Source organism: Allosphingosinicella indica (assembly GCF_900177405.1).
Taxonomy (GTDB): Bacteria; Pseudomonadota; Alphaproteobacteria; order Sphingomonadales; family Sphingomonadaceae; genus Allosphingosinicella; species Allosphingosinicella indica.
Map to the genome: position 1 here is coordinate 1582245 of NZ_LT840185.1, position 19833 is coordinate 1602077.

Below are 19833 nucleotides of genomic sequence, written 5' to 3' on the forward strand. Positions count from 1 at the left end.
TAGGTTTGTCAAAGCTATCCGAGTCAAACAGCTTGAACGGGCTTTTTTAAGGGGTTTTCGTTAGCTTCCGGTTTGGAAGTGACGAAACGCCCCGGAGAGGCTTCGCCAATTCCAGAGGTTACGGACGCGGTGGGATTCGAACCCACGGGGGCGATGCTGTGATGGGCTACCCCGCCGGATTTTGAGTCCGGAGCATTAAACCGCTCTGCCACGCGTCCATATTCTCTAAGCCCCCGGCCAGCTACCACTGGTCGGGGGCTTCACCTTTATCCTACCGCCCGTAACCCCTGTTCAAAAGGGGATTCTGCCTTCGGGGCGAACTGCTTCTCATAGTAGCGCTCACCGCTGTAAACGAGCGCGCCAGCAGATTTCAGCCGAGACAGGATCGAGCCCACGCTGTCCTTCGCAACCGTGGGCACCTTCTCGCGCACCATGTCGTCCACCTCCGCCGAGGTGGCGCCAGCAAATCCCACGCTACGCATAATGTCGATTACAAGCGGCTTCACTGGGGAGGATCGCTTGCGCGCGACGGCGGCGGGCTCCCCGCTGAAGCTGGATCGGAGCTTAAGGAGCACCTCTTCTTGGGCGCGAAGCCGTTCGATCTCGGACCTGATACGGGCCAGCTCTGCGTCTATCATCTGCATTTGCTCTTTCGCGTTCACGATTATATCCTTTGAAAGTGACAATGGTGCCCGCAGCCGGACTCGAACCGGCACGCCCCGGAGAGGACTTTGGTTTTAAAGACCACTGCGTCTACCATTCCGCCATACGGGCACGGGCGTATGGTAAATTGCCTCCGGAGATTCCGCAAGAGGTGTCAACCGTGCTGAAAGTGCCGGAAAACTCCCGTTTCCGTCACTGTCAAGAAGTTGAAAGGACCCATTGTTATGACGATTTCACCTGACCCTGCGCCGGGGCAACTCGACAAGTTCAAGCAGGCCGCTCGCGACCTAGAGACGGACGATGACCCGGAGCGCTTTCGGGAGCGCGTAGGGAAGCTGGTGAAGCAGAAGCCGGTGGAGAATGGCGATGAGTAACCCAGAGACTGTTGGAGATGGCATGGCTCTCGTCGCCGATACCCAGCGGCTACTACGTCGAGCCGACGAGGCGCTTGGGCAAGCGCCCTTAATGGGTCCGAAATTGCTCGGCGAACTGGTAGGGTCGACCGCCCATTTGAACGACGCGCTTCGGGAGAATATCGAGGCGATGGAAAAGGCTGTCGAAAAGCTCGGTCGCTAGGAACCTTTTACCGGCTTCGAAACAGATATTTCCCGACTAACAGCCAAAAGCCGAACACGGCCGCCGTCGTGGTTGTGAAGACAGCCACAAAAGCTCCATCGGACAGCCCTAAGCCGAGCGGCTTCAAGGAGAATTGCGCGATCGTTAGAACGATCAGGAAGCCGACCCAGGCTTGGGTAATGCCGTAGGCGTGGTCGGCGTAACGCATGCGCTCGCCTACGTCTTGCTCTTCGGAATCGTTTTTAATCCGCTTCTCGCGAAGGTCTTCGAGCTGTCTCTTCTCGGCTGAACTCGACGGCTCGCGAGCGACCTCAAAAGTCTCCTCGTTACTTACGTCAGGTAAGGTTGGCGGCAAGACGCTTAAAGTAGGCTCGGGTTGTGGCGTCGGGGATGGGATGGTGCTGTGGGACTCGATATTCTCGCGCCGCCGCCTCAATCTGCCAAGGGGTCCCCACCTCATGCGTCATATCCGAAAGCTGGAGGGCATTGAGGTGCCCGTAACGGTTCCACACCCAATCGACCCAACTGCGCGCCACGTCATCGGTCGCAGGTATCGTGGGGGGCGTGCGGTTAGGGCCTCCCACGGGTTTAGTAATGGGCGCGCTACCGAACGGCCGGAGAGCGCCGTAGAGCGAAGAAAATACAGGGCCATGCCTCCAAACCTGCGGCGGTTCATTTAGCACAGGCTGCGGATTGTAGGCGAGCCACCAGCCGTAGGCATAAAACGCCAGCTTCTGGAGCTTCATATGGTCAAGCGTATTGCTTGATCCATATCGCTCCACAAACGTGTTGGCCAAGGCTAGCGGTGTGTATTGCACCTTTGCAATGTAGGATTGTTCTGCGCTTTCGTCGAGCGCTATCCCTTTAGCCCACTTGGTGAGGCACGCCCAAAGGCCCATTCCCCACCTCCCCTCTGTGGGTTTGTAAAAGACAGATACGCCACTAGGTATCCACGCTGAAGAATTGCGAGTCGGGCAGGGCTCTCGGGTGACCGGGGGCCTTTTTTCGTTGCGCCCGGCGTTTGGTGGGGTGGGCGATGGTGGCGAAGCGGAGGGCGGTGCGGGGCGCGGTGCTGCGCGGCGGGGCTCGGCCCCGGATCGTGGCGGTGGCGCGCGAGCGGTGGGACAAGGCGACCGAGGACGCCTTCTTCATGGCGCTGGCGGAGGGGTGCAACGTCAGCCGTGCGGCGGCGGCGGCGGGGGTGAGCGACAGTGCGGCCTATCGCCGGCGGCGGACGCGGGCGGCGTTCCGCGCGCGCTGGGCGGCGGCGCTGAGCGAAGGCTATGCGCGGCTGGAGCTGGTGCTGCTGGAACGCGCGATGCAGGGCGTGGTGAAGGAGATCACTCGGCCCGACGGCAGCACCGACGTGGTGCGCGAATATTCGAACCAGACGGCGCTGGCGCTGCTCCGCATGCACCGCGACGCGGCGCATGCCGCGGACAGCGAGCCGGAGGGCGCGGAGCTGGCGGAGCTGCGGGCGAAGATCGAGGGCAAGCTGAAGCGGCTGAAGGCGAAACTGGCGGCGGGGGCGGCGGGGGTTGCTGAGGCGTCCGACCCTCACCGCTGCGACTAGGCATTCCCTTCGGGACTGCCAAGTCTCGCTCCTCTCCCGCGGGCGGGAGAGGGTTGCCGGGGGCGAGCGGGAGAGGGTGGCGGCTGGGCTGCGGGCGATCGGACATCGGAGAGAGTGATGCACGGGTTGGACGTGGGGCGGGTGCGGGCTTTGCTCGGCGCGCTCGACGAAGGCGGGTGGCGCGATTTCCTGGGCGGGATGACGGCGAGCGACCTGCTCAGGATGGACGCCTGGTTCGAGCTATGGGCCGACCGCCGCCAGCTCCCCCGGGACGCGGAGGGCTGGCGCACCTGGCTGATGATCGCGGGGCGCGGCTTCGGCAAGACGCGGGCCGGCGCGGAATGGGTGCACGGCATGGCGACGGCGCGTACCGGTTGCCGGATTGCGCTGATTGGCGCGAGCGCCGCGGAAGTGCGCAGCGTGATGATCGAGGGGCCGGCGGGGCTGCTCAACGTCGCGCGCTGGCGCGGCGCGCGGGTGCCGCGCTGGGAGCCGAGCCTGGGCAAGCTCTCCTGGCCCAACGGCAGCGTGGCTTATGTCTATTCGGGCGAGCATCCGGACGGGCTGCGCGGGCCGGAGCATCACTTCGCCTGGTGCGACGAGCTGGCGAAATGGGCGCGGGCCGAAGAGACGTGGCACAATCTGCAGATGGGGCTGCGCGCCGGGCACCGGCCGCGCGCGATGGTGACGACGACACCGCGGCCGCTGAAGCTGCTCGATGCGATCGCAGCGGCGCCGCGCAGCGTGAAGACGCGCGGCAGCACCGACGAGAATGTCAGCCTGGACGAGGATTTCGTCGCGATGATGCGCGCCACCTATGGCGGCACGCGGCTCGGCCGGCAGGAGCTGGACGGCGAGATATTGAGCGAGGCGGAGGGGAGCCTGTGGCCGCGCGACCTGATCGAGCGCAGCCGTGCGCCGGCGCCGGCGGCGCTGGCCCGCGTGGTGGTGGCGGTCGATCCGCCGGCGAGCGCGCGGGGCGATGCGTGCGGCATCGTCGTCGCGGGGCTGGCGCGCAGCGGCACCGGCTATGTGCTCGCCGATGCGAGCGTTGGTGGCCTCCGCCCCGACGGCTGGGCGCGCGCGGTGGAGGCGGCGGCGGAGGCGTGGGGCGCATCGCGAGTGATCGCCGAGGCGAACATGGGCGGCGACATGGTGGAGAGCGTGCTGCGCAGCGCCGGGGTGACGCTGCCGGTGCGCGCGGTCCACGCGCGGCGCGGCAAGAGCGTCCGCGCCGAGCCGGTGGCGGCGCTGTTCGAGCGCGGACTGGCGAAGCTCGCCGGCGCCTTCCCCGCGCTGGAGGACGAGATGGCGGGGATGACCTTCGGCGGGGATTATGAAGGCCCGGGCCGATCGCCGGACCGGGCGGACGCGATGGTATGGGCGCTGACCGATCTGATGCTGGGGAGGAAGGCGGAGCCGCGGGTGTGGGTGGCGTAATTCCCTCTCCCGCTTGCGGGAGAGGAGCGAGACTTGGGCGGTCCTGACGGGAGCGCACTAGTCGCAGCGGTGAGGGTGGTGCGGAGGCGCTTTATGCTCGCTGCGCTCGCACCCTCACCCCAACCCTCTCCCGCAAGCGGGAGAGGGAGAGCGGCGCAAGGGTGTCCGTTATTCTGGAGAGCAAGGCCATGAAATGGTTCGGGCGGAAGGCCGCGGCGGTGCCGCGGCCTTTTCTTGTGGAGCGGTGGGGCGGGGCGGCGGCGGAGCCGTGGCCGCGATCCTACGAGGCGCAGGTGCGCGCCGCCTATCTCGGCAATCCGGTGGCGCAGCGCGCGGTGCGGCTGGTGGCGGAAGGGCTTGCCGGCGTGCCGCTCTATGCGCTGGCGGGCGAGGCGAAGGCGGCCGCTCTGGTCCGCGCGCCGGGGCTGATGGAGGCGGCGGCGGCGCATCTGCTGCTCCACGGCAACGCCTTCCTGCAGATCGTCTGCGACGCGGCGGCGATGCCGGCGGAGCTGTTCGCGCTGCGCCCCGAGCGGGTGGGCGCGCGTGTTCCGGCTCTCCCGCCTGCTGCGCGGGCGGCGCGGCACCGAATGGGCGGCCGGAGACCATGCCGTTGGAGCCCGTTTCATTCTTCTGGAAGCGCCGACGCTGGCCACGATCGATCTTCCAGCATCGCGCATCGGCGGATCGCTTTCCGTAATGGCGGAAGGGCTGGGCGACGCGGGTGCGCCGGTCGTCGCTTCCGTGACGATCGAGGGCGCGATGTTGCGTCCGCCGTCGCCGGTGCATCTCACGGCCGAGCATCTGGCCGGCGGCGATATCCGATTGGCCTGGGTGCGACGCAGCCGCGACGGATGGGACTGGCGCGACGGCGGCGATGTGCCGCTGGGCGAAGATGCGGAGCGCTATCTGCTGACGATCAACGGACGGGCGGTCCCGCTCGATACGCCCGGCTATCTATATAGTGCCGCTGCACAGGCTGCGGACGGCGGGGCGCCCTTCATCGTCGCCGTCCGGCAGACAGGCATGTTCGCGCCATCGCGCGCGACGACGCTCACCCTTTCATCATAGGAGACGCGCATGGCCACTACGCCGCGCTTCGCGCTGCCTCACATTCTTCCCGGGCAAGCGCAGAAGGAGCTTTTCCACAACGAGGCGCTCGCGCGGATCGATGCCGCTTTGCATGCGTCGGTGATCGAGCCGCCGCGCAATGCGCCGCCCGCGGCACCAGCGGCGGGCGACTGCTGGATCGTCGGAAGCACGCCGAGCGGGGCATGGAGCGGGCAGGCGCATGCCCTCGCCGCCTGGACCGAAGGCGGATGGCGTTTCGTGGCGCCGAGGCCGGGCATGCAGATCTGGGAGGATGGCGAGGGCCGGCTCCTGCGATGGACTGGCGCGACGTGGGAAAGTTCCATTTGCGCCGACGCGATTTTCGTCGGTGGGGTACAGGTGGTAGGATCGCGACTTGCGGAGATAGCAACTCCTTCAGGTGGAACGATAATCGATGCCGAGGCACGGTCAGCAGTGGAGGAGATTATTGTTGCGTTAAAGTCACACGGCCTGATTGATTGACTCTCAGGGCTCTGGAAAATGAAACCGGAAGGGCTGAACTGCCGTTTGCGGTGTGATTGTCGAACCGCGGCAGGCATTCCTTAGGGATAAACTGCGGCATTTCGGCAACAATTGTGGGGATAAGCGTGCTTGCGCGGAAACTCACCTTACCGTAATGAGTCCAAGGCCGTTCCCGTTGGAACGCACAAGAAAGGGGAAGATTCTATGCGGAAGCTCGCCATAGCTGTGGCGCTTTCATCCACCGTGCTCGCCACCCCGGCCCTCGCGCGTGATGGCGCCTGGTATGTCGGCGGCGAGTTTGGTGGCATGCTCGTCGAGGATATCAAACTCGACGTTGGCGCAACCAACAACGCTGCCATCCTGAACTATGATTACGGGTTCGATGGCGGCGCCTTCGTCGGCTACGACCTCGGGTCGTTCCGCATCGAGGCCGAAGTCGCTTACAAGCGCGCCGATCTCGAGAGCATCGAGACCGCGCGTCGCATCCTGCTTCCGGGCACGGGTCCGTCGATCACGACCGCTCCGCCGAGTTTTCCGTTCGGTGGCGGTAACGTCAACGTCCTGAGCTTCATGGCGAACGGTATGCTCGACTTCGGCGACGACGACGGCCTGAACGGCTTCGTCGGCGGCGGTGTCGGTGTCGCCCGCGTCGAGTCGGACAACCAGCGCGTCTATGCCAATGTCGCGCCGTTCCTCGACGACAGCGACACGCGTCTTGCTTGGCAGGTGTTCGCCGGCGTCCGCACTGCGGTCACCGACAACATCGACGTCAGCCTGAAGTATCGCTTCTTCAACGTGCCGGACGTTCGCATGGTCGCGTTCAACGGTCAGGAGACGGAGTTCCGCTACCGCTCGCACTCGCTGCTCGGTGGTCTGATCTTCAACTTCGGCGCGGCTCCGCCCCCGCCGCCTCCGCCGCCTCCGCCTCCGCCTCCGCCGCCTCCTCCGCCCCCGCCGCCGCCGCCTCCGCCGCCGCCGGTTGGGCCGTTCATCGTGTTCTTCGACTGGGATAAGTCGGACATCACGCCGCAGGCCGCAGCGATCCTCGACAACGCCGCCGCTGCTTATCAGCAGACCGGTCAGGCGCAGGTCGTGCTCGCTGGTCACGCGGATCGTTCGGGTTCGGCAAGCTACAACGTCGGTCTGTCTCAGCGTCGTGCTGACTCGGTCCGCTCGTACATGGCTGGCCGTGGTGTTCCGGATGGTGCCATGTCCACCGAAGCGTTCGGCGAAAGCCGTCCGCTGGTCGAAACCGCCGACGGTGTCCGCGAGCCGCAGAACCGGCGCGTGGAAATCACCTTCGGTCCGGGTTCGGGCATGTAAGACCGAGGACTGCCGCTCCGGCGGCAGTCACCGGACTGGTGAAAGAAGGGAGCTGGTCCGCAAGGGCCGGCTCCTTTTCTTTTGCGTTGGCCGCTGAGGGGGAGCGACCGCGAGCGCTGGCCCCGAGCCGCTCGCTTTGCTAGGCGGGCGCCGAACTTCCATTCGGGGCGATGTGATGCGGATTGCGATGATCGGTACGGGCTATGTGGGTCTCGTATCCGGCGCCTGTTTCTCGGATTTCGGCCACGACGTGATCTGCGTCGACAAGGATGCCGAAAAGATCGCCGCACTCGAGCGCGGCGTGATGCCGATATATGAGCCCGGCCTGGACCGGCTGGTCGCGAGCAACGTGCGGGGCGGGCGGCTGTCATTCACCACCGACACTGCGACGGCCGTTGCGGGCGCCGATGCCGTGTTCATCGCGGTGGGCACACCATCCCGCCGCGGCGACGGCCATGCCGATCTCAGCTACGTCTTCGCAGCCGCGGAGGAGATTGCAGCTTCCCTGACAGGCTCGACCGTCGTCGTCACGAAATCGACGGTGCCGGTGGGCACGGGGGACGAGGTGGAGCGGATCATCCGCGAGACTTCGCCCGACGCCGAGGCCTGGGTGGTGTCCAACCCCGAGTTCTTGCGCGAAGGCGCGGCGATCGAGGATTTCAAACGGCCGGATCGGATCGTGATCGGCGCCGACGACGAGCGCGGGCGCGCGATCATGCGCGAGGTTTACAGGCCGCTCTATCTCAACAAGGCGCCGCTGCTGTTCACCAGCCGCCGTTCGGCCGAGCTCATCAAATATGCGGCCAACGCCTTCCTCGCGACCAAGATCACTTTCATCAACGAGATGGCGGATCTGTGTGAGAAGGTCGGCGGCGACGTGCAGGACGTGGCGCAGGGCATCGGGCTGGACAACCGGATCGGCGGCAAGTTTCTGCATGCAGGCCCAGGCTATGGCGGCTCCTGCTTCCCGAAGGATACGCTGGCGCTGCTCAAGACGGCGGAGGATTACGAATCGCCGCTGCGCATTGTCGAGGCCGTCGCGTCGGTGAACGACCAGCGCAAGCGTGCAATGGGACGCCGCGTCATCCAGGCGCTGGGCGGCGACGCGCGCGGGAAGACGGTCGCGCTGCTCGGCCTCACCTTCAAGCCCAACACCGACGACATGCGCGATGCGCCGTCGATCGCGATCGTGCAGGCGCTGGAAGATGCCGGCGCTGTCGTCCGCGCGTTCGATCCGGAAGGGGTCGAGCAAGCCAAGCCGCTGATGAAGAGCGTCACCTTCTGCGCCACGCCCTATGACGCGGCGAACGGCGCAGACGCCGCGGTGCTTGTCACCGAATGGGACGTTCTGCGCGCGTTGGATCTCCGGCGGCTGGCGGCGAAAATGGCGCAGCCGATCCTCGTCGATCTCCGCAACGTCTACAGTCCGCAGGATGCCGCTGCTGCAGGCTTCCAATATTCCGGCATCGGCCGCGCTTGACGCGCGCAACCCATCGGACGACGGCTCGTTCATTCCGCGACAACAGGAGGACGAGTTTATGAAGGCGATGGTGACGATCCTGGGTGCGGCCGCGATTCTGGCGACGGCGGCATGCACCACGGCAGGAGATGGCGGCAGCGCCGAAGTCGTCAGCGCGAATGCCGGGCTGCTCGATGCCGATGGCCAGAGCCGCGGCAACGCGACCGCTTCGCAGGCCGGCAACGATATCCGCGTGCGGGTGAATGCAATGGGCTTCCCGCCCGGTTCGCACGGTCTTCACGTCCATACCGTCGGCCAGTGCACGCCGCCGAGCTTCGACAGCGCGGGCGGGCACTGGAACCCGGGCAAGATGCAGCACGGCAAGGACAATGCCTCCGGCCCGCATATGGGCGATCTCCCCAACATCGTGATCGGATCGGACGGGCGCGGCACTGTCGAGTTCACCATAAAGGGCGCGATGGTGCGTGGTGGCGCAGCACCGATGCTGGATGCCGACGGCGCGGCGATCGTCATCCATGCGACGGCGGACGATTATCGCACCGACCCGACCGGCAACAGCGGCGCGCGGATCGCATGCGGCGTGTTCGGTTAAGCTAGAGTCGTTCTCTTTTCGAAGGCCGGTCCCGCGTCTGCGGGATCGGCCTTTTCGCTGTCGATCGAATCGACGCGCGCGGCGGGCGGACCCTGACGGCAGCGCGTGATCAGGCCCTCCAGCGCGTCGGCACTCCCCACCACCAGCGCTTCTACGGTGCTGTCGCTCCGGTTGCGAACCCAGCCGCGCACGCCGAGCGCTTCCGCCTGCTCCGCCATCCACGCACGATACCAGACTCCCTGGACGCGGCCGCGGATCGTCAAATGGCGGGCAATCTCCATCGCCGCCGGCTATATCAGGATGATCGCCAAGCAGGCAGCGACGCCGACGATGATGTTGAGCGGGACGCCGATCTTGACGAAATCCATGAAGCGGTAATCGCCGGCGACATAGACCATGACGTTGGTCTGATAGCCGATCGGAGTCGCGAAGCAGGCCGAGGCGGCGATCATGACCGCGATCACCAGCGGGCGCGGATCCACGCCGAGATCGCGCGCGAGATAGATGACAACCGGCGTGACGATCGCCGCGACGGCGTTGTTGCTGAGCAGTTCGGAGAGCAGCATCGTCATGAAGTATATGAGAAAGACGAGCATCGCGGGGGATGCGTCGCGCAGCATCGGCGTGATCCAATCCACCATCAATCGCACGCTGCCCGCTTGCTCAAGTCCGAGCCCGACGGCGAGCATCGCGAAGATGAGGATGAGGACGTCGCCGTCGATCGATGCCCAGGCTTCCGCTGGATCGATGCAACGGAGGAGCAGGATCGCCGCCGTCGCGAGCACCGCCGACACTGCTATCGGCATCAGGCCGAGGGCCGAAACCGTAATCGCGGCGGCGAGCGCGAGGATCGCGATGGGCGCGAGATCGGGACGAAATGCGCGATTGGCAATTGGGTTGGCGCCGAGCAGGTGCTGATTGTCGCGCAGCGCCTGGACCGAATCCGGACCTGCAGCGATCAACAGGCGATCCGCTGCGCGCAACCGGGCATTGGCGAGATCCGGGCCGGGAAGGTGACGGTAGCGCATGATGCCCAGTACGCGGACGCGCAATTTGTTGAAGAAGGGAACGTCGGCCAGCCGCCCGCCGATCGAGGGATGGGTCGGCGCGATCATCGTCTCGACGATTTCCTGCTCATCATCGACCGGCAGGACGCCTCGGGTGATGCCGACCAAGAAGTCCTTGTTTTGCCGAAGCGTTAGCAGATCCGCGGCTTGCGCGCGCAGTACGATCCGGTCGCCGGCACCCAAAGCCACGGTTTCAAGATCCGACCAGGAAGTCCGCGAACCCTGAATAATCGCGCGCACCTGCTTCATGCGCCGCTTGATCGGTCCAATTTCGCCGGCAAGCTTCCCGATGAGCGCGCTGTCCTCCCGCACAGTCAGTTCGGTAAGATAATCACCGTCCTCGGTGTCACCCATCATGCCCGAGGGCGGATCGTTGGGAAGCAGCCAGGGGCCGAGAATAAGCAGCCCGATACAGCCCGCGACCACTGCCGCGGCCCCGTAAGGCGTGATCTCGAAGATGCCGAACGGCAGCATGCCGGCGTCGCGCGCGAGGCCGTCGACGACGAGGTTGGTCGAGGTGCCGACGAGTGTCAGGCAGCCCCCGAGCACCGCGATGATCGATACCGGCATCATCAGCTTCTTGACGCCGAACCCGGTTGCGGTGGCGAGGCGGAAGACGATTGGAATAAGGATCGCAACCACCGGCGTGTTGTTCATAAAGGGCGCGACCGCGAGCGCGCCGCCGAAAACTTCCAACACGGCGAGCCGTGGATGCCGCTTGGCGCGGGCGACGAAGAAAGAAGCTACCGCATCGATCACGCCCGTGCGGACCAGCGCGCCCGAGAGGATGAACATCGCCGCCACGGTGATCGGCGCAGTGTTGGAGAAGACCGAGAAGAAGCCGTCAGCGTCGAGGAGGCCGAGCGCAAGAAACGCGCATGCACCAAGCAGCGAGATGACCGAAACTGCGTAACGCTCGCGGATGAATTCGACGAACATCACGGCGAGGATCGCGAGACCGATCACCGCCGAATGCGTATCGATGAATGCCTGGATGCCCCCTGTCACGTCGCGTTCAACGAGCGATCGTGCGTTTCGCTCCCGTTACGTGGTGGCAATGTCGGGAGCGTCTTCGGCCTTCATCCCGACGACATTGTAGCCGGCGTCGACATGGTGCGTTTCGCCGGTAACGCCGGATGCGAGATCGGAGAGGAGATAAAGGCCGGCGCCGCCGACGTCCTCGATCGTGACGTTGCGGCGGAGCGGCGCGTTATATTCGTTCCACTTCATGATGTAGCGGAAATCGCCGATGCCGCTGGCGGCGAGCGTCTTGATCGGCCCGGCGGAGATGGCGTTGACGCGGATGTTCTCCGGCCCGAGATCCATCGCCAGATATTTGACCGAGGTTTCGAGCGCGGCCTTGGCGACGCCCATGACGTTATAGTGCGGGATGACCTTCTCGGCGCCGTAATAAGAGAGGGTGAGCAGGCTGCCGCCATCCGGCATCATCGCGCGCGCCCGCCGGGCGACCGCGACGAAGCTGTAGGCGGAGATGTTCATCGTCATCAGGAAATTGTCGAGGCTGGTGTCGACATACTTCCCGCGTAGCTCATTCTTGTCCGAAAAGCCGATGGCGTGGACGACGAAATCGATCGTCGGCCAGCGTTCCGCCAGCGCGGCGAACGCGCGGTCGAGCGCGTCCATATCGGCGACGTCGCAGTCGATCAGCAGATCGGAGCCGAGCTGTTCCGCCAGCGGCGCGACGCGCCTCGCCAGCGCTTCCCCTTGATAGCTGAAGGCGAGTTCGGCGCCCTGTTCGCTGAGCGCCCTGGCAATTCCCCAGGCGAGCGATCGATCGTTGGCCAGGCCCATGATGAGGCCGCGCTTCCCCGCCATCAATCCCGTCATTCCCGCTCCTCTCGCGCCCGGTTGTCGGCCTGGCCGATATTGTCATGCGCATCGCTCGGCGATTCCGCGAGCGCGGCATTGAGTTCGGCCCCAATAACCACGCCCAAGCCTATGATGAAGAAAAAGATGAGCGCAATCATCACACCGGCAAGGCTGCCGTAAGTGAGGTCGTAGCTGCCGAGCGTAGAGATGACGCGGGGCAGGAGCGCGGTGGTGCCGACCCACCAGATGCTGACGAGCGCGGGGCCGGGCCAGACGGTCCATTTTCGATAACGCTTCGGCGTTAGCGTGTAGAAGAGCAAGTAGAGCGAGCCGAACAGGACGACGGCGGGGAGCAGGCGGAAGAGGTTGAGGAAGACCGTGCTCGCGCCCGGCAGATAGCTGACGACGAATTGCTGAACGCCGGCGAGCATGACCGAGAGCGCCAAAGCGGTCAGCGCCAGCACCACCGATCCGATGATGATCCCCATCGATCCCAGCCGATATTCCCAGAATGGGCGGCTGTAGGAAATGCCGTAAGCGCGGCGGATGATGTCGCGGATGGTCTCGATGAAGCTGCCGGTGGTCCAGAGGCCGACCAGCGCACCGACCCAGAGCAATGTGCCGGAGCGGGCGGTGAGGACGTCGTTGATCGGCTTCTGCAGCACGTCCGCTACGGTCGGCGGCATCGTCTGGAGGAGGGCGACGATCGTATCGAGGCCGCCTTCGGTGGCACCGAACAGCCGCGCGACCGCGGCGGCGACGATGACGAACGGGAACAGCGTCAGCAGCGCCAGATAGGCGAGATTGCCGGCGTGGATGAAGCCGTCGCTGTAGACGCCCACCACGACGCGCTTGCCGACCTCGAAGGGATAGGTGCCGGGTTTGATCTTCTCGACCTGCTTGTCGAGCCGGGCGCGGGTCTTGGCGAAGCGCTTGCGCCGCGCTTCGGGCGATTCAGGCGAGATACCAGTCACGTAGCGTTAGACGCCCAACCCGGCCCGCGGGTTTCCTCCGCCGCCTTTCCAGCCTTCGACGAAGGCCGCGAGATCGGCGTCGTCGGTCGGCACGTCGACCATCAGCGTGACGAGCTGATCGCCGCGGCCCGACTTGCCGTGGAAGCCGCGGCCCTTGAGGCGCAGCACCTTGCCGGAGGTGGATCCCTTGGGGATCGCCATCATCACCGCGCCCTCCACCGTCGGGATCTTCACCTTGCCGCCCTGCACCGCCTCGGCGAGCGAAATCGGGAGATTGAGCCGCACGTCGTTGCCGTCGCGGGTGAAGAAGCGGTGGGGCGTGACGGCAATGGTGACGATCGCATCGCCGTTGCCGCCCGGCCCGGCCTGGCCCTGGCCGGAAAGGCGGATGCGGGTGCCGTCCTCGACGCCCTTGGGAAGCTTCACGTCGAGCGTCCGGCCGCCGGAGAGCGTCACCCTTTGCTCCTTGAGCGCGGCGGCATCCTCGAACGGCACCGACAGGCGATAGGCGACGTCAGCGCCCTTCTGCGGGGGCGCGGACCGGCCGAAGCCGCCGCCGAACCCGCCGCCGCCGCGCCGCGCGCCGCCGCCTCCGCCGAACAGGCCCTCGAACAGGTCGGAGAGGTCGGGCGCTTCCGCGCCGCCGCCGCCGAACCCCTCGAAACCGCCGGATCCGGAGCGGAAGCCGCCGCCAGGCTGGCCGCCGCGGCTGAAGCCGAATGGTGCGCGCGGATTGCCCTCGTCGTCGATCTCGCCGCGGTCGTATTGCGCGCGTTTGTCCTTGTCGGTGAGGATGTCATAGGCCTGCGTCACCTTGGCGAAGCGCTCGGTCGCCTTGGGATTATCCTTGTTGCGATCGGGGTGCAGCTCCTTGGCGAGCTTGCGATACGCCTTCTTGATCGCCGCCTCGTCGGCGCTGCGCGCTACCCCCAATGTCGCGTAGAGATCGGCCATTCGCCCCTCATGTCCTCACTGACGATCCCGAAATGGCCCCGATGGGGCGGCGCCGCAACCCATGCTTGTGCCAAGCGGCGTCCGGCGGCAAGAGGCGGGCATGAGCGAAGACCCGCATCTGCTGTTCGATCACTGGATGGCGGAGGCCGAAGCGGCCGAGCCCAACGATCCCAACGCGATGGCGCTGGCCACCGCCGATGCGGCCGGCCGCCCCTCGGTGCGGATGGTGCTGCTGAAGGGCCACGACGCGCGCGGCTTCGCCTTCTACACCAATCTCGACAGCCGCAAGGGCGGCGAGATCGCGGCCAATCCCAAGGCGGCGCTGCTGTTTCACTGGAAATCGCTGCGCCGCCAGATTCGAATCGAGGGCGCGCTCGAGGCAGTGAGCGCAGAGGAGGCGGACGCTTATTTCGCCACTCGATCCCGCGATTCGCAGCTTGGCGCCTGGGCGTCCGATCAATCCCGGCCGCTCGCCGACCGGGAGACTTTCGAGGTGCGCTTCGGGGCGATGAGCGATCGATTTGCTGGCAGCAATGTGCCGCGCCCGCCGCGCTGGTCGGGCTTCCGGCTGACCCCGGAGCGGTTCGAATTCTGGAGCGACCGGGCGCATCGGCTGCACGAGCGGCGCATCTTCACGCTTGCCGACGGCGGCGCATGGGCCGAAGGCTTGCTCTACCCATGACTCGCCAGGAAGCCGCCCGCGCCACGATATCGGCCGCCATCGCGAGCGTCGCGACGGCGACCTTCCTGCTCGCGCTCAAAGGATTCGCCGCCTGGCACACCGGGTCGGTGGCGATGCTCGGCTCGCTCGCCGACACCGGGCTCGATCTCCTCGCCTCGCTGGTGACACTCTACGGCGTGCGCATCGCCGCGGAGCCGGCCGACCACGACCACCGCTTCGGCCACGGCAAGGCGGAGGCGCTGGCGGCGCTGTTCCAGGTCGCCCTGATTACCGCGTCGGCTGGCGCGATCGCGTGGCGCGCGATCGAGCGGCTGGGCGCCGACGCGCCGACGACGGATGCCGAGTTCGGCATCGGCGTGTCGATCGTCGCTATCGTCGCGACCTTCGCGCTGCTCGCCTATCAGCGCAGCGTCATCAAGAAGACCGGATCGATCGCGATCCGCGCCGACAACGTCCACTACCAGAGCGATCTGCTGCTCAACCTCTCGGTGATAGCGGCGCTGGTGCTCGACCAGTTCCTGGGCTTTGCCAGTGCCGATCCGATCTTCGGCATCGCGATCGCGCTGTGGCTGGCGTGGGGCGCGTTCAAGGCGTCGAGCCACGCGATCGATCAGCTCATGGACAGGGAATGGCCGGAGGAAATGCGCGAGCGTTTCATCGCGGTCGCTGCGCAGCATCCGCAACTGCTCGGCATCCACGATTTCCGTACCCGGCACAGCGGATCGCACGATTTCGCGCAATTCCACATGCATGTCCCTGCCGACATCACTGTCGCGAAGGCGCATGACATCGTCGAGGAAGTGGAAGAGAATCTGCGGCGCGAGTTCCCCAATGTCGAAGTGCTGATCCACGTCGATCCCGACGGGCATGTCGATCATCCCGGCAATGCGCTTATCGAGGAAGAAGTCGTTCCCCACTGGTTCGGCAAGCGCGCATGAGCCTGCGGTTCGTCCAGGTCGATGCCTTTGCCGACCGACCGTTCACCGGCAACCCGGCCGCGGTGGTGCCGCTGGAGGCATGGCTTCCCGACGCGATAATGCAGGCGATCGCGCTAGAGAATAATCTCTCCGAAACCGCCTTCACCGTGCCGCTGGCCGATGGCGACGCCGATTACGAGCTGCGCTGGTTCACCCCGACCACCGAAGTGGCGCTGTGCGGCCACGCGACGCTGGCCAGCGGGCATGTTCTGATCGAAGGCGATGCGGTGCGCTTCCGCACCCGCAAGGCCGGTGTGCTGACCGTCGCGCGTGACGGCGATGCGCTGACGCTTGATCTGCCGGCGACGCGCGTGCGGCGGGCGGAGGATGCGGCGCTGCTCGCCGCGCTCGGCACGCCGGGCGCGGAGGTTTTCCTTTCCTATGAGGGCGCGGAGGAGACAGCGATCGTCCTGCTCCTCGATGCCGACGCGGTGCGCGCCTGCACGCCCGACATGGCGGCGCTTCGGGAGATATCGCTGATGGCGATCGTTACCGCGCCGGGCGATGGCGAAATGGACGTGGTCAGCCGCGTCTTTGTGCCGGCCTGGGGTGTCGATGAGGACCCAGTCACCGGCTCCGCCCATGCCGCGCTCGCGCCCTTCTGGGCGGAGCGGCTGGGGCGTGAGAGCGTCTCAGCCTTCCAGGCAAGCGCACGCGGTGGGCGCGTCGATTGCCGCATGGCGAGGGACCGCGTCATCCTCGGCGGGCGCTGCGTCACCGTCATCGAAGGGCTGCTGCTGATCTGACCATGCACCGCCACGACATCGCCGATCACACCCACGACCACGCCTTTCTCGGCCATGCCCATGCGTCGAACGAGCGGCGGACCTGGTGGGTGGTCGCGCTGACGGCGGTGATGATGGTGGCGGAGATCGCCGCCGGCTACATCTTCAACTCGATGGCGCTGCTGGCGGACGGCTGGCACATGGCGACGCACGCGGGCGCGCTGGGCGTCACCGCCGCCGCTTATGCCTTCGCGCGGCGCCGCGCCGGGGACGTGCGGTTCGGCTGGGGCACCGGCAAGGTCGGCGATCTCGCCGGCTTCGCATCGGCGCTGGGGCTCGGCGCGGTGTCCATCGGCATCGGCATCGAATCGGTCGAGCGGCTGATCGATCCCGGCCGCGTCGCCTTCCGCGAGGCGATCGTCGTCGCCGTCATCGGCCTGCTCGTGAACCTGGTCAGCGCCTGGCTGCTCGCCGGCGGCGGGCATCATCACGGTCATGGCCATCACGGCCATGATGGGCACGGCCACAGCCACGGCCACGACAACAATCTGCGATCGGCCTACCTCCACGTCCTTGCCGACGCGCTGACCTCGGTGCTCGCGATCGCGGCGCTGGTCGCAGGGCTTTGGTTCGGGATCACCTGGCTCGATTCGGCGGTCGGCATCATCGGAGCCGTGGTGATCGCGCGCTGGTCGTGGGGGCTGGCGAAGGACACCGCCTCGGTGCTGACCGACACCGTTCCCGACGCGGCGCTGGCCGACACGATCACCGCGGCGATCGAAAGCGACGGCGATGCGCGGATCGCCGACATGCACCTCTGGCAGGTCGGCCCCGGCAAATATGCGGCGATCGTCTCGCTGGTCGCCGAGCGGCCGCTGCCGCCCACCGATTACAAGGCGCGGCTCGCCGGGCAGAGCCGCATCGCGCATCTGACGGTGGAGGCGAACCGCTGTCCCGATCATGGCTGCGGAGCCGGAGAGGCGCCGACTTGAGCGAAGAGGACGGCCGCCTCCGCCGCGACATATCCTTCGCAGGATCGGCCTTCTTGTCGTTCAACGGCATCGTCGGCGCGGGCATCTTCGCGCTGCCCGGCAGTCTGCACGAACAATTCGGCGCGTTCAGCCCTTGGCTGTTCCCGATGTTCGGCGCGCTGGTGCTGCTGATCGCGCTGCCGCTCGCGCGGCTGGCGGCGCGGGTGCCGGCATCGGGCGGGCCGGTCGCCTACACCGCGCCCTTCGGCCGCTTCGTGTCGTTCCAGGCCGGCTGGCTCTATTATGTCGCGCGCGTCGCGGCGCTCGCCGCCAACGCCAATGTCTTCGCGACCTATGCCGGTGCGCTGTGGAGTCCGCTCGGCACCGGCCCGGGCCGCATCGCGGTGCTGCTCGCGCTCACCGCGGCGGTTACCTACGTCAACCTCGTCGGGGTACGCCGCGCGATCCGCGCGCTCGATGCGCTGACCCTGCTCAAGGCCGCGCCGCTGGTCGCGCTCGCCGGCTGGGGGCTGGCGCTCTATGCCGACGGTGTGCCGCCGCCCGGCCCGCCGCCGCCGCTGTCGGGAATCGAGGCCGCGGCGCTGCTCACTCTCTACGCCTTTGTCGGCTTCGAAAATTCGGTGGTGCCCGCGGGCGAGACGCGCAGTCCGCTCAAGACCATCCCGCGCGCGCTCATCACAACCATCGTCGCGACGGCGGCGCTCTATTTCTTCGTCCAGCTCGCCTATGTGGCGGTGATGCCGGCGGACGCGCACCCCGATGCGCCGCTCGTCGCCTTCGCTTTTGCGCTGGCTGGCCCGGCGGGGGCTGCACTCATCACCGCGGCGGCGCTCGCGTCGGTCGCGGGCAATATCTCCGGCTCGATGACCTCGACGCCGCGCGTCACCTATGCGCTCGCCGAGGAGGGAGTGCTGCCCGGCTGGTTCGGCCGGGTCAGCCGCCGCTGGGCGACGCCGGCCAATTCGATCCTGTTCATGGGCGCGCTCGGCGCGTTGCTCGCAGTAACCGGCAGCTTCGTCTGGCTGGCGGTGGTGAGCACGCTGGCGCGGATGTTCGTCTACGGCCTCAGCATCGCTGCGCTTCCCGCTGCCGAGCGTGCCGCTGTGGGCCGCGCAGGCTGGAGCGTCTACGCACTTGTCGCAGCGGGCATTGCAGTCGGCCTGTGGGGCGCGGCGCAATCCAACGCGACCGCATGGATCACCCTTGCCGCGCTGCTCGCCGCCGGGATCATCCTCTATTTCGCCGCGAGGCGCGCGTCAGGCCGGGCTTAGCTCCGCCGCGAAAGTTTCCTCGATCCAGCCGCCGCCGAGGACGCGGTCGCCCTGGTAGAGGACGGCGGCCTGGCCGGGGGCAACGCCATATTCGGGTGTTTCGAAATGGACCGCACCGTCGGCGAAGCGCGCGGGCGCGGGCTTGGCCATCGAGCGGACCTTGACGGTGAGATCGTCGCATTGGTCCTCGCCGAGCCAGTTGATGCCGGAAAGGCGCGCGCCTCGCACCGCGAGCGCGGCCTTGGGGCCGGCGACAACGCGGCGGGTCTCGGGTTCGATCCGCACAACGTAGAGCGGCTCGGGCTGCCCGCCGATCTCCAGCCCGCGGCGCTGGCCGACGGTGAAATGGATGAGGCCGCGGTGGCGGCCGATCTCGCGGCCTTCCAGATCGACGATCGCGCCCGGTTCGCCCGCTTCGGGGCGGACCTTCTTCACGATCGACGCATAATCGCCGTTGGGGACGAAGCAGATGTCCTGGCTGTCGGGCTTGTCGGCGACGAGCAGGCCGAGCGCGCGCGCCGCCTCGCGCACTGCGGGCTTGGGCATGTCGCCGAGCGGAAAGCGGAGATAGTCGAGCTGGTCGCGGGTCGTCGCGAACAGGAAATAGCTCTGGTCGCGCGCGGGATCGTCCGCGCGGTGGAGTTCGGCGCCGTGCGGCCCGGCGACCCGGCGGACGTAATGGCCGGTCGCGAGGCAATCCGCCCCCATCTCGCGCGCGAAGCCCAGGAGATCGGTGAACTTCACACCCTGGTTGCACGAGACGCAGGGGATCGGCGTGCGCCCCCTCACATATTCGTCGGCGAAGCGGTCGATCACGCCCTCGCGGAAGCGGCTTTCATAGTCGAAGACGTGGTGCGCGATGCCGAGCCGGTCGGCGACGGTGCGTGCGTCGTAGATGTCCTGCCCGGCGCAGCAGCTTCCGGCGCGTTGCGGCACGGTGCCATGATCGTAGAGCTGGAGCGTCACGCCGATCACCTCGGCGCCGGTTTGAACGGCCAGCGCGGCCACCACCGAGCTGTCGACGCCGCCCGACATGGCGACGACGATCCGCGCGCCCTTCGCGGAGCGGCCGAGCTGGAAATCCGCGTTCATCGCCGCGCCCCATAGCGCCTGACGGCCCCCGCGCCCACCCGTAAGCCGCC

At 66.8% G+C, this 19833-nt stretch carries 23 protein-coding genes and 1 tRNA gene; 14 read left to right on the forward strand and 10 right to left on the reverse strand.

The genetic code is table 11. The features are described from left to right. Positions 1-121 precede the first annotated feature (121 nt). Together B9N75_RS07800 and B9N75_RS07805 are read right to left on the reverse strand one after the other, a co-directional pair. A tRNA-Leu gene (locus tag B9N75_RS07800) sits at positions 122-218 on the reverse strand. A gap of 48 nt (positions 219-266) precedes the next feature. Next, positions 267-662, reverse strand: a complete 396-nt coding sequence (locus tag B9N75_RS07805; protein ID WP_157123748.1) for a hypothetical protein — start codon at positions 660-662, stop codon at positions 267-269. A 225-nt stretch (positions 663-887) separates the two neighbouring features. Here B9N75_RS07805 and B9N75_RS14205 point away from each other — a divergent pair, with 225 nt between their 5' ends. Both B9N75_RS14205 and B9N75_RS13980 read left to right on the forward strand, forming a co-directional pair. Continuing rightward, the gene (locus B9N75_RS14205; RefSeq protein ID WP_172840844.1) at positions 888-1037 is read left to right on the forward strand and encodes a hypothetical protein; all 150 of its coding nucleotides are present in this window, start codon (positions 888-890) and stop codon (positions 1035-1037) included. Positions 1038-1059: 22 nt separating this feature from the next. Beyond that, positions 1060-1239 carry a hypothetical protein gene (locus B9N75_RS13980; protein ID WP_157123749.1) on the forward strand — a complete coding sequence of 60 codons (180 nt, stop codon included), beginning with the start codon at positions 1060-1062 and terminating at the stop codon, positions 1237-1239. A 7-nt stretch (positions 1240-1246) separates the two neighbouring features. On the opposite strand, the gene B9N75_RS07810 is transcribed toward B9N75_RS13980, so the two are convergent. Then, positions 1247-1447 (reverse strand): hypothetical protein, encoded by a 201-nt coding sequence (locus B9N75_RS07810; RefSeq protein WP_085218284.1) that lies wholly within the window; start codon positions 1445-1447, stop codon positions 1247-1249. Positions 1448-1574: 127 nt separating this feature from the next. Further along, positions 1575-2138, reverse strand: coding sequence for a Panacea domain-containing protein (locus B9N75_RS07815; protein ID WP_085218285.1), 564 nt, complete (start codon positions 2136-2138; stop codon positions 1575-1577). Positions 2139-2275: 137 nt separating this feature from the next. On the opposite strand from B9N75_RS07815, the gene B9N75_RS07820 reads away from it, so the two are divergent. The 7 genes from B9N75_RS07820 (at position 2276) to B9N75_RS07850 (ending at position 9219) form a co-directional block, all read left to right on the forward strand. After that, positions 2276-2812, forward strand: coding sequence for a hypothetical protein (locus B9N75_RS07820; protein WP_085218286.1), 537 nt, complete (start codon positions 2276-2278; stop codon positions 2810-2812). A 117-nt stretch (positions 2813-2929) separates the two neighbouring features. Next, a complete protein-coding gene (locus B9N75_RS07825) occupies positions 2930-4252 on the forward strand; it encodes a DNA-packaging protein (protein WP_085218287.1) in 1323 nt (440 codons plus the stop codon). A gap of 546 nt (positions 4253-4798) precedes the next feature. After that, on the forward strand, positions 4799-5323 hold the full coding sequence (locus B9N75_RS07830) for a GTA baseplate fiber-binding domain-containing protein (RefSeq protein WP_085218288.1): 525 nt from the start codon (positions 4799-4801) through the stop codon (positions 5321-5323). 9 nt (positions 5324-5332) lie between these two features. Further along, entirely contained in the window at positions 5333-5824 is a 492-nt protein-coding gene (locus B9N75_RS07835; protein WP_085218289.1) for a DUF2793 domain-containing protein, read from the forward strand. Positions 5825-6028: 204 nt separating this feature from the next. After that, positions 6029-7147 carry an OmpA family protein gene (locus B9N75_RS07840; protein ID WP_085218290.1) on the forward strand — a complete coding sequence of 373 codons (1119 nt, stop codon included), beginning with the start codon at positions 6029-6031 and terminating at the stop codon, positions 7145-7147. 175 nt (positions 7148-7322) lie between these two features. Continuing rightward, positions 7323-8627 (forward strand): UDP-glucose dehydrogenase family protein, encoded by a 1305-nt coding sequence (locus B9N75_RS07845; protein ID WP_085219472.1) that lies wholly within the window; start codon positions 7323-7325, stop codon positions 8625-8627. A 58-nt stretch (positions 8628-8685) separates the two neighbouring features. Further along, positions 8686-9219 carry a superoxide dismutase family protein gene (locus tag B9N75_RS07850; RefSeq protein WP_085219473.1) on the forward strand — a complete coding sequence of 178 codons (534 nt, stop codon included), beginning with the start codon at positions 8686-8688 and terminating at the stop codon, positions 9217-9219. On the opposite strand, the gene B9N75_RS07855 is transcribed toward B9N75_RS07850, so the two are convergent. Genes B9N75_RS07855 through B9N75_RS07875 form a run of 5 tightly spaced genes read right to left on the reverse strand, consistent with a single transcriptional unit; the run spans position 9216 to position 14044 of the window. Continuing rightward, complete coding sequence (locus tag B9N75_RS07855) at positions 9216-9500, reverse strand: acylphosphatase (RefSeq protein ID WP_085218291.1); 285 nt, start codon at positions 9498-9500, stop codon at positions 9216-9218. The genes B9N75_RS07850 and B9N75_RS07855 overlap by 4 nt on opposite strands. A 9-nt stretch (positions 9501-9509) precedes the next feature. Continuing rightward, the gene (locus B9N75_RS07860; protein WP_244552294.1) at positions 9510-11294 is read right to left on the reverse strand and encodes an SLC13 family permease; all 1785 of its coding nucleotides are present in this window, start codon (positions 11292-11294) and stop codon (positions 9510-9512) included. A gap of 36 nt (positions 11295-11330) precedes the next feature. After that, complete coding sequence (gene fabI / locus B9N75_RS07865) at positions 11331-12134, reverse strand: enoyl-ACP reductase FabI (RefSeq protein ID WP_085218292.1); 804 nt, start codon at positions 12132-12134, stop codon at positions 11331-11333. Continuing rightward, positions 12131-13090, reverse strand: a complete 960-nt coding sequence (locus B9N75_RS07870; RefSeq protein WP_085218293.1) for a YihY/virulence factor BrkB family protein — start codon at positions 13088-13090, stop codon at positions 12131-12133. Before B9N75_RS07870 ends, fabI begins: the two co-directional genes overlap by 4 nt. Before the next feature lie 6 nt (positions 13091-13096). Continuing rightward, on the reverse strand, positions 13097-14044 hold the full coding sequence (locus B9N75_RS07875) for a DnaJ C-terminal domain-containing protein (RefSeq protein WP_085218294.1): 948 nt from the start codon (positions 14042-14044) through the stop codon (positions 13097-13099). Between the two features lie 100 nt (positions 14045-14144). Between B9N75_RS07875 and pdxH the strand changes: the two genes are divergently transcribed. From pdxH to B9N75_RS07900, 5 genes are read left to right on the forward strand one after another with little or no spacing between them, the layout of a single operon-like run. Continuing rightward, the gene (gene pdxH, locus B9N75_RS07880; RefSeq protein ID WP_085218295.1) at positions 14145-14726 is read left to right on the forward strand and encodes a pyridoxamine 5'-phosphate oxidase; all 582 of its coding nucleotides are present in this window, start codon (positions 14145-14147) and stop codon (positions 14724-14726) included. Then, positions 14723-15664 carry a cation diffusion facilitator family transporter gene (locus B9N75_RS07885; RefSeq protein WP_085218296.1) on the forward strand — a complete coding sequence of 314 codons (942 nt, stop codon included), beginning with the start codon at positions 14723-14725 and terminating at the stop codon, positions 15662-15664. Before pdxH ends, B9N75_RS07885 begins: the two co-directional genes overlap by 4 nt. Beyond that, on the forward strand, positions 15661-16449 hold the full coding sequence (locus tag B9N75_RS07890; protein ID WP_085218297.1) for a PhzF family phenazine biosynthesis protein: 789 nt from the start codon (positions 15661-15663) through the stop codon (positions 16447-16449). Before B9N75_RS07885 ends, B9N75_RS07890 begins: the two co-directional genes overlap by 4 nt. A gap of 2 nt (positions 16450-16451) precedes the next feature. Then, the gene (gene dmeF / locus B9N75_RS07895; RefSeq protein WP_085218298.1) at positions 16452-17420 is read left to right on the forward strand and encodes a CDF family Co(II)/Ni(II) efflux transporter DmeF; all 969 of its coding nucleotides are present in this window, start codon (positions 16452-16454) and stop codon (positions 17418-17420) included. Then, positions 17417-18691 (forward strand): APC family permease, encoded by a 1275-nt coding sequence (locus B9N75_RS07900; protein ID WP_172840845.1) that lies wholly within the window; start codon positions 17417-17419, stop codon positions 18689-18691. Before dmeF ends, B9N75_RS07900 begins: the two co-directional genes overlap by 4 nt. Here the strand turns inward: B9N75_RS07900 and mnmA are convergent. Beyond that, complete coding sequence (gene mnmA, locus B9N75_RS07905; protein WP_085218300.1) at positions 18677-19783, reverse strand: tRNA 2-thiouridine(34) synthase MnmA; 1107 nt, start codon at positions 19781-19783, stop codon at positions 18677-18679. The two genes, B9N75_RS07900 and mnmA, sit on opposite strands and share 15 nt — an antisense overlap. Between the last annotated feature and the right edge of the window lie 50 nt (positions 19784-19833).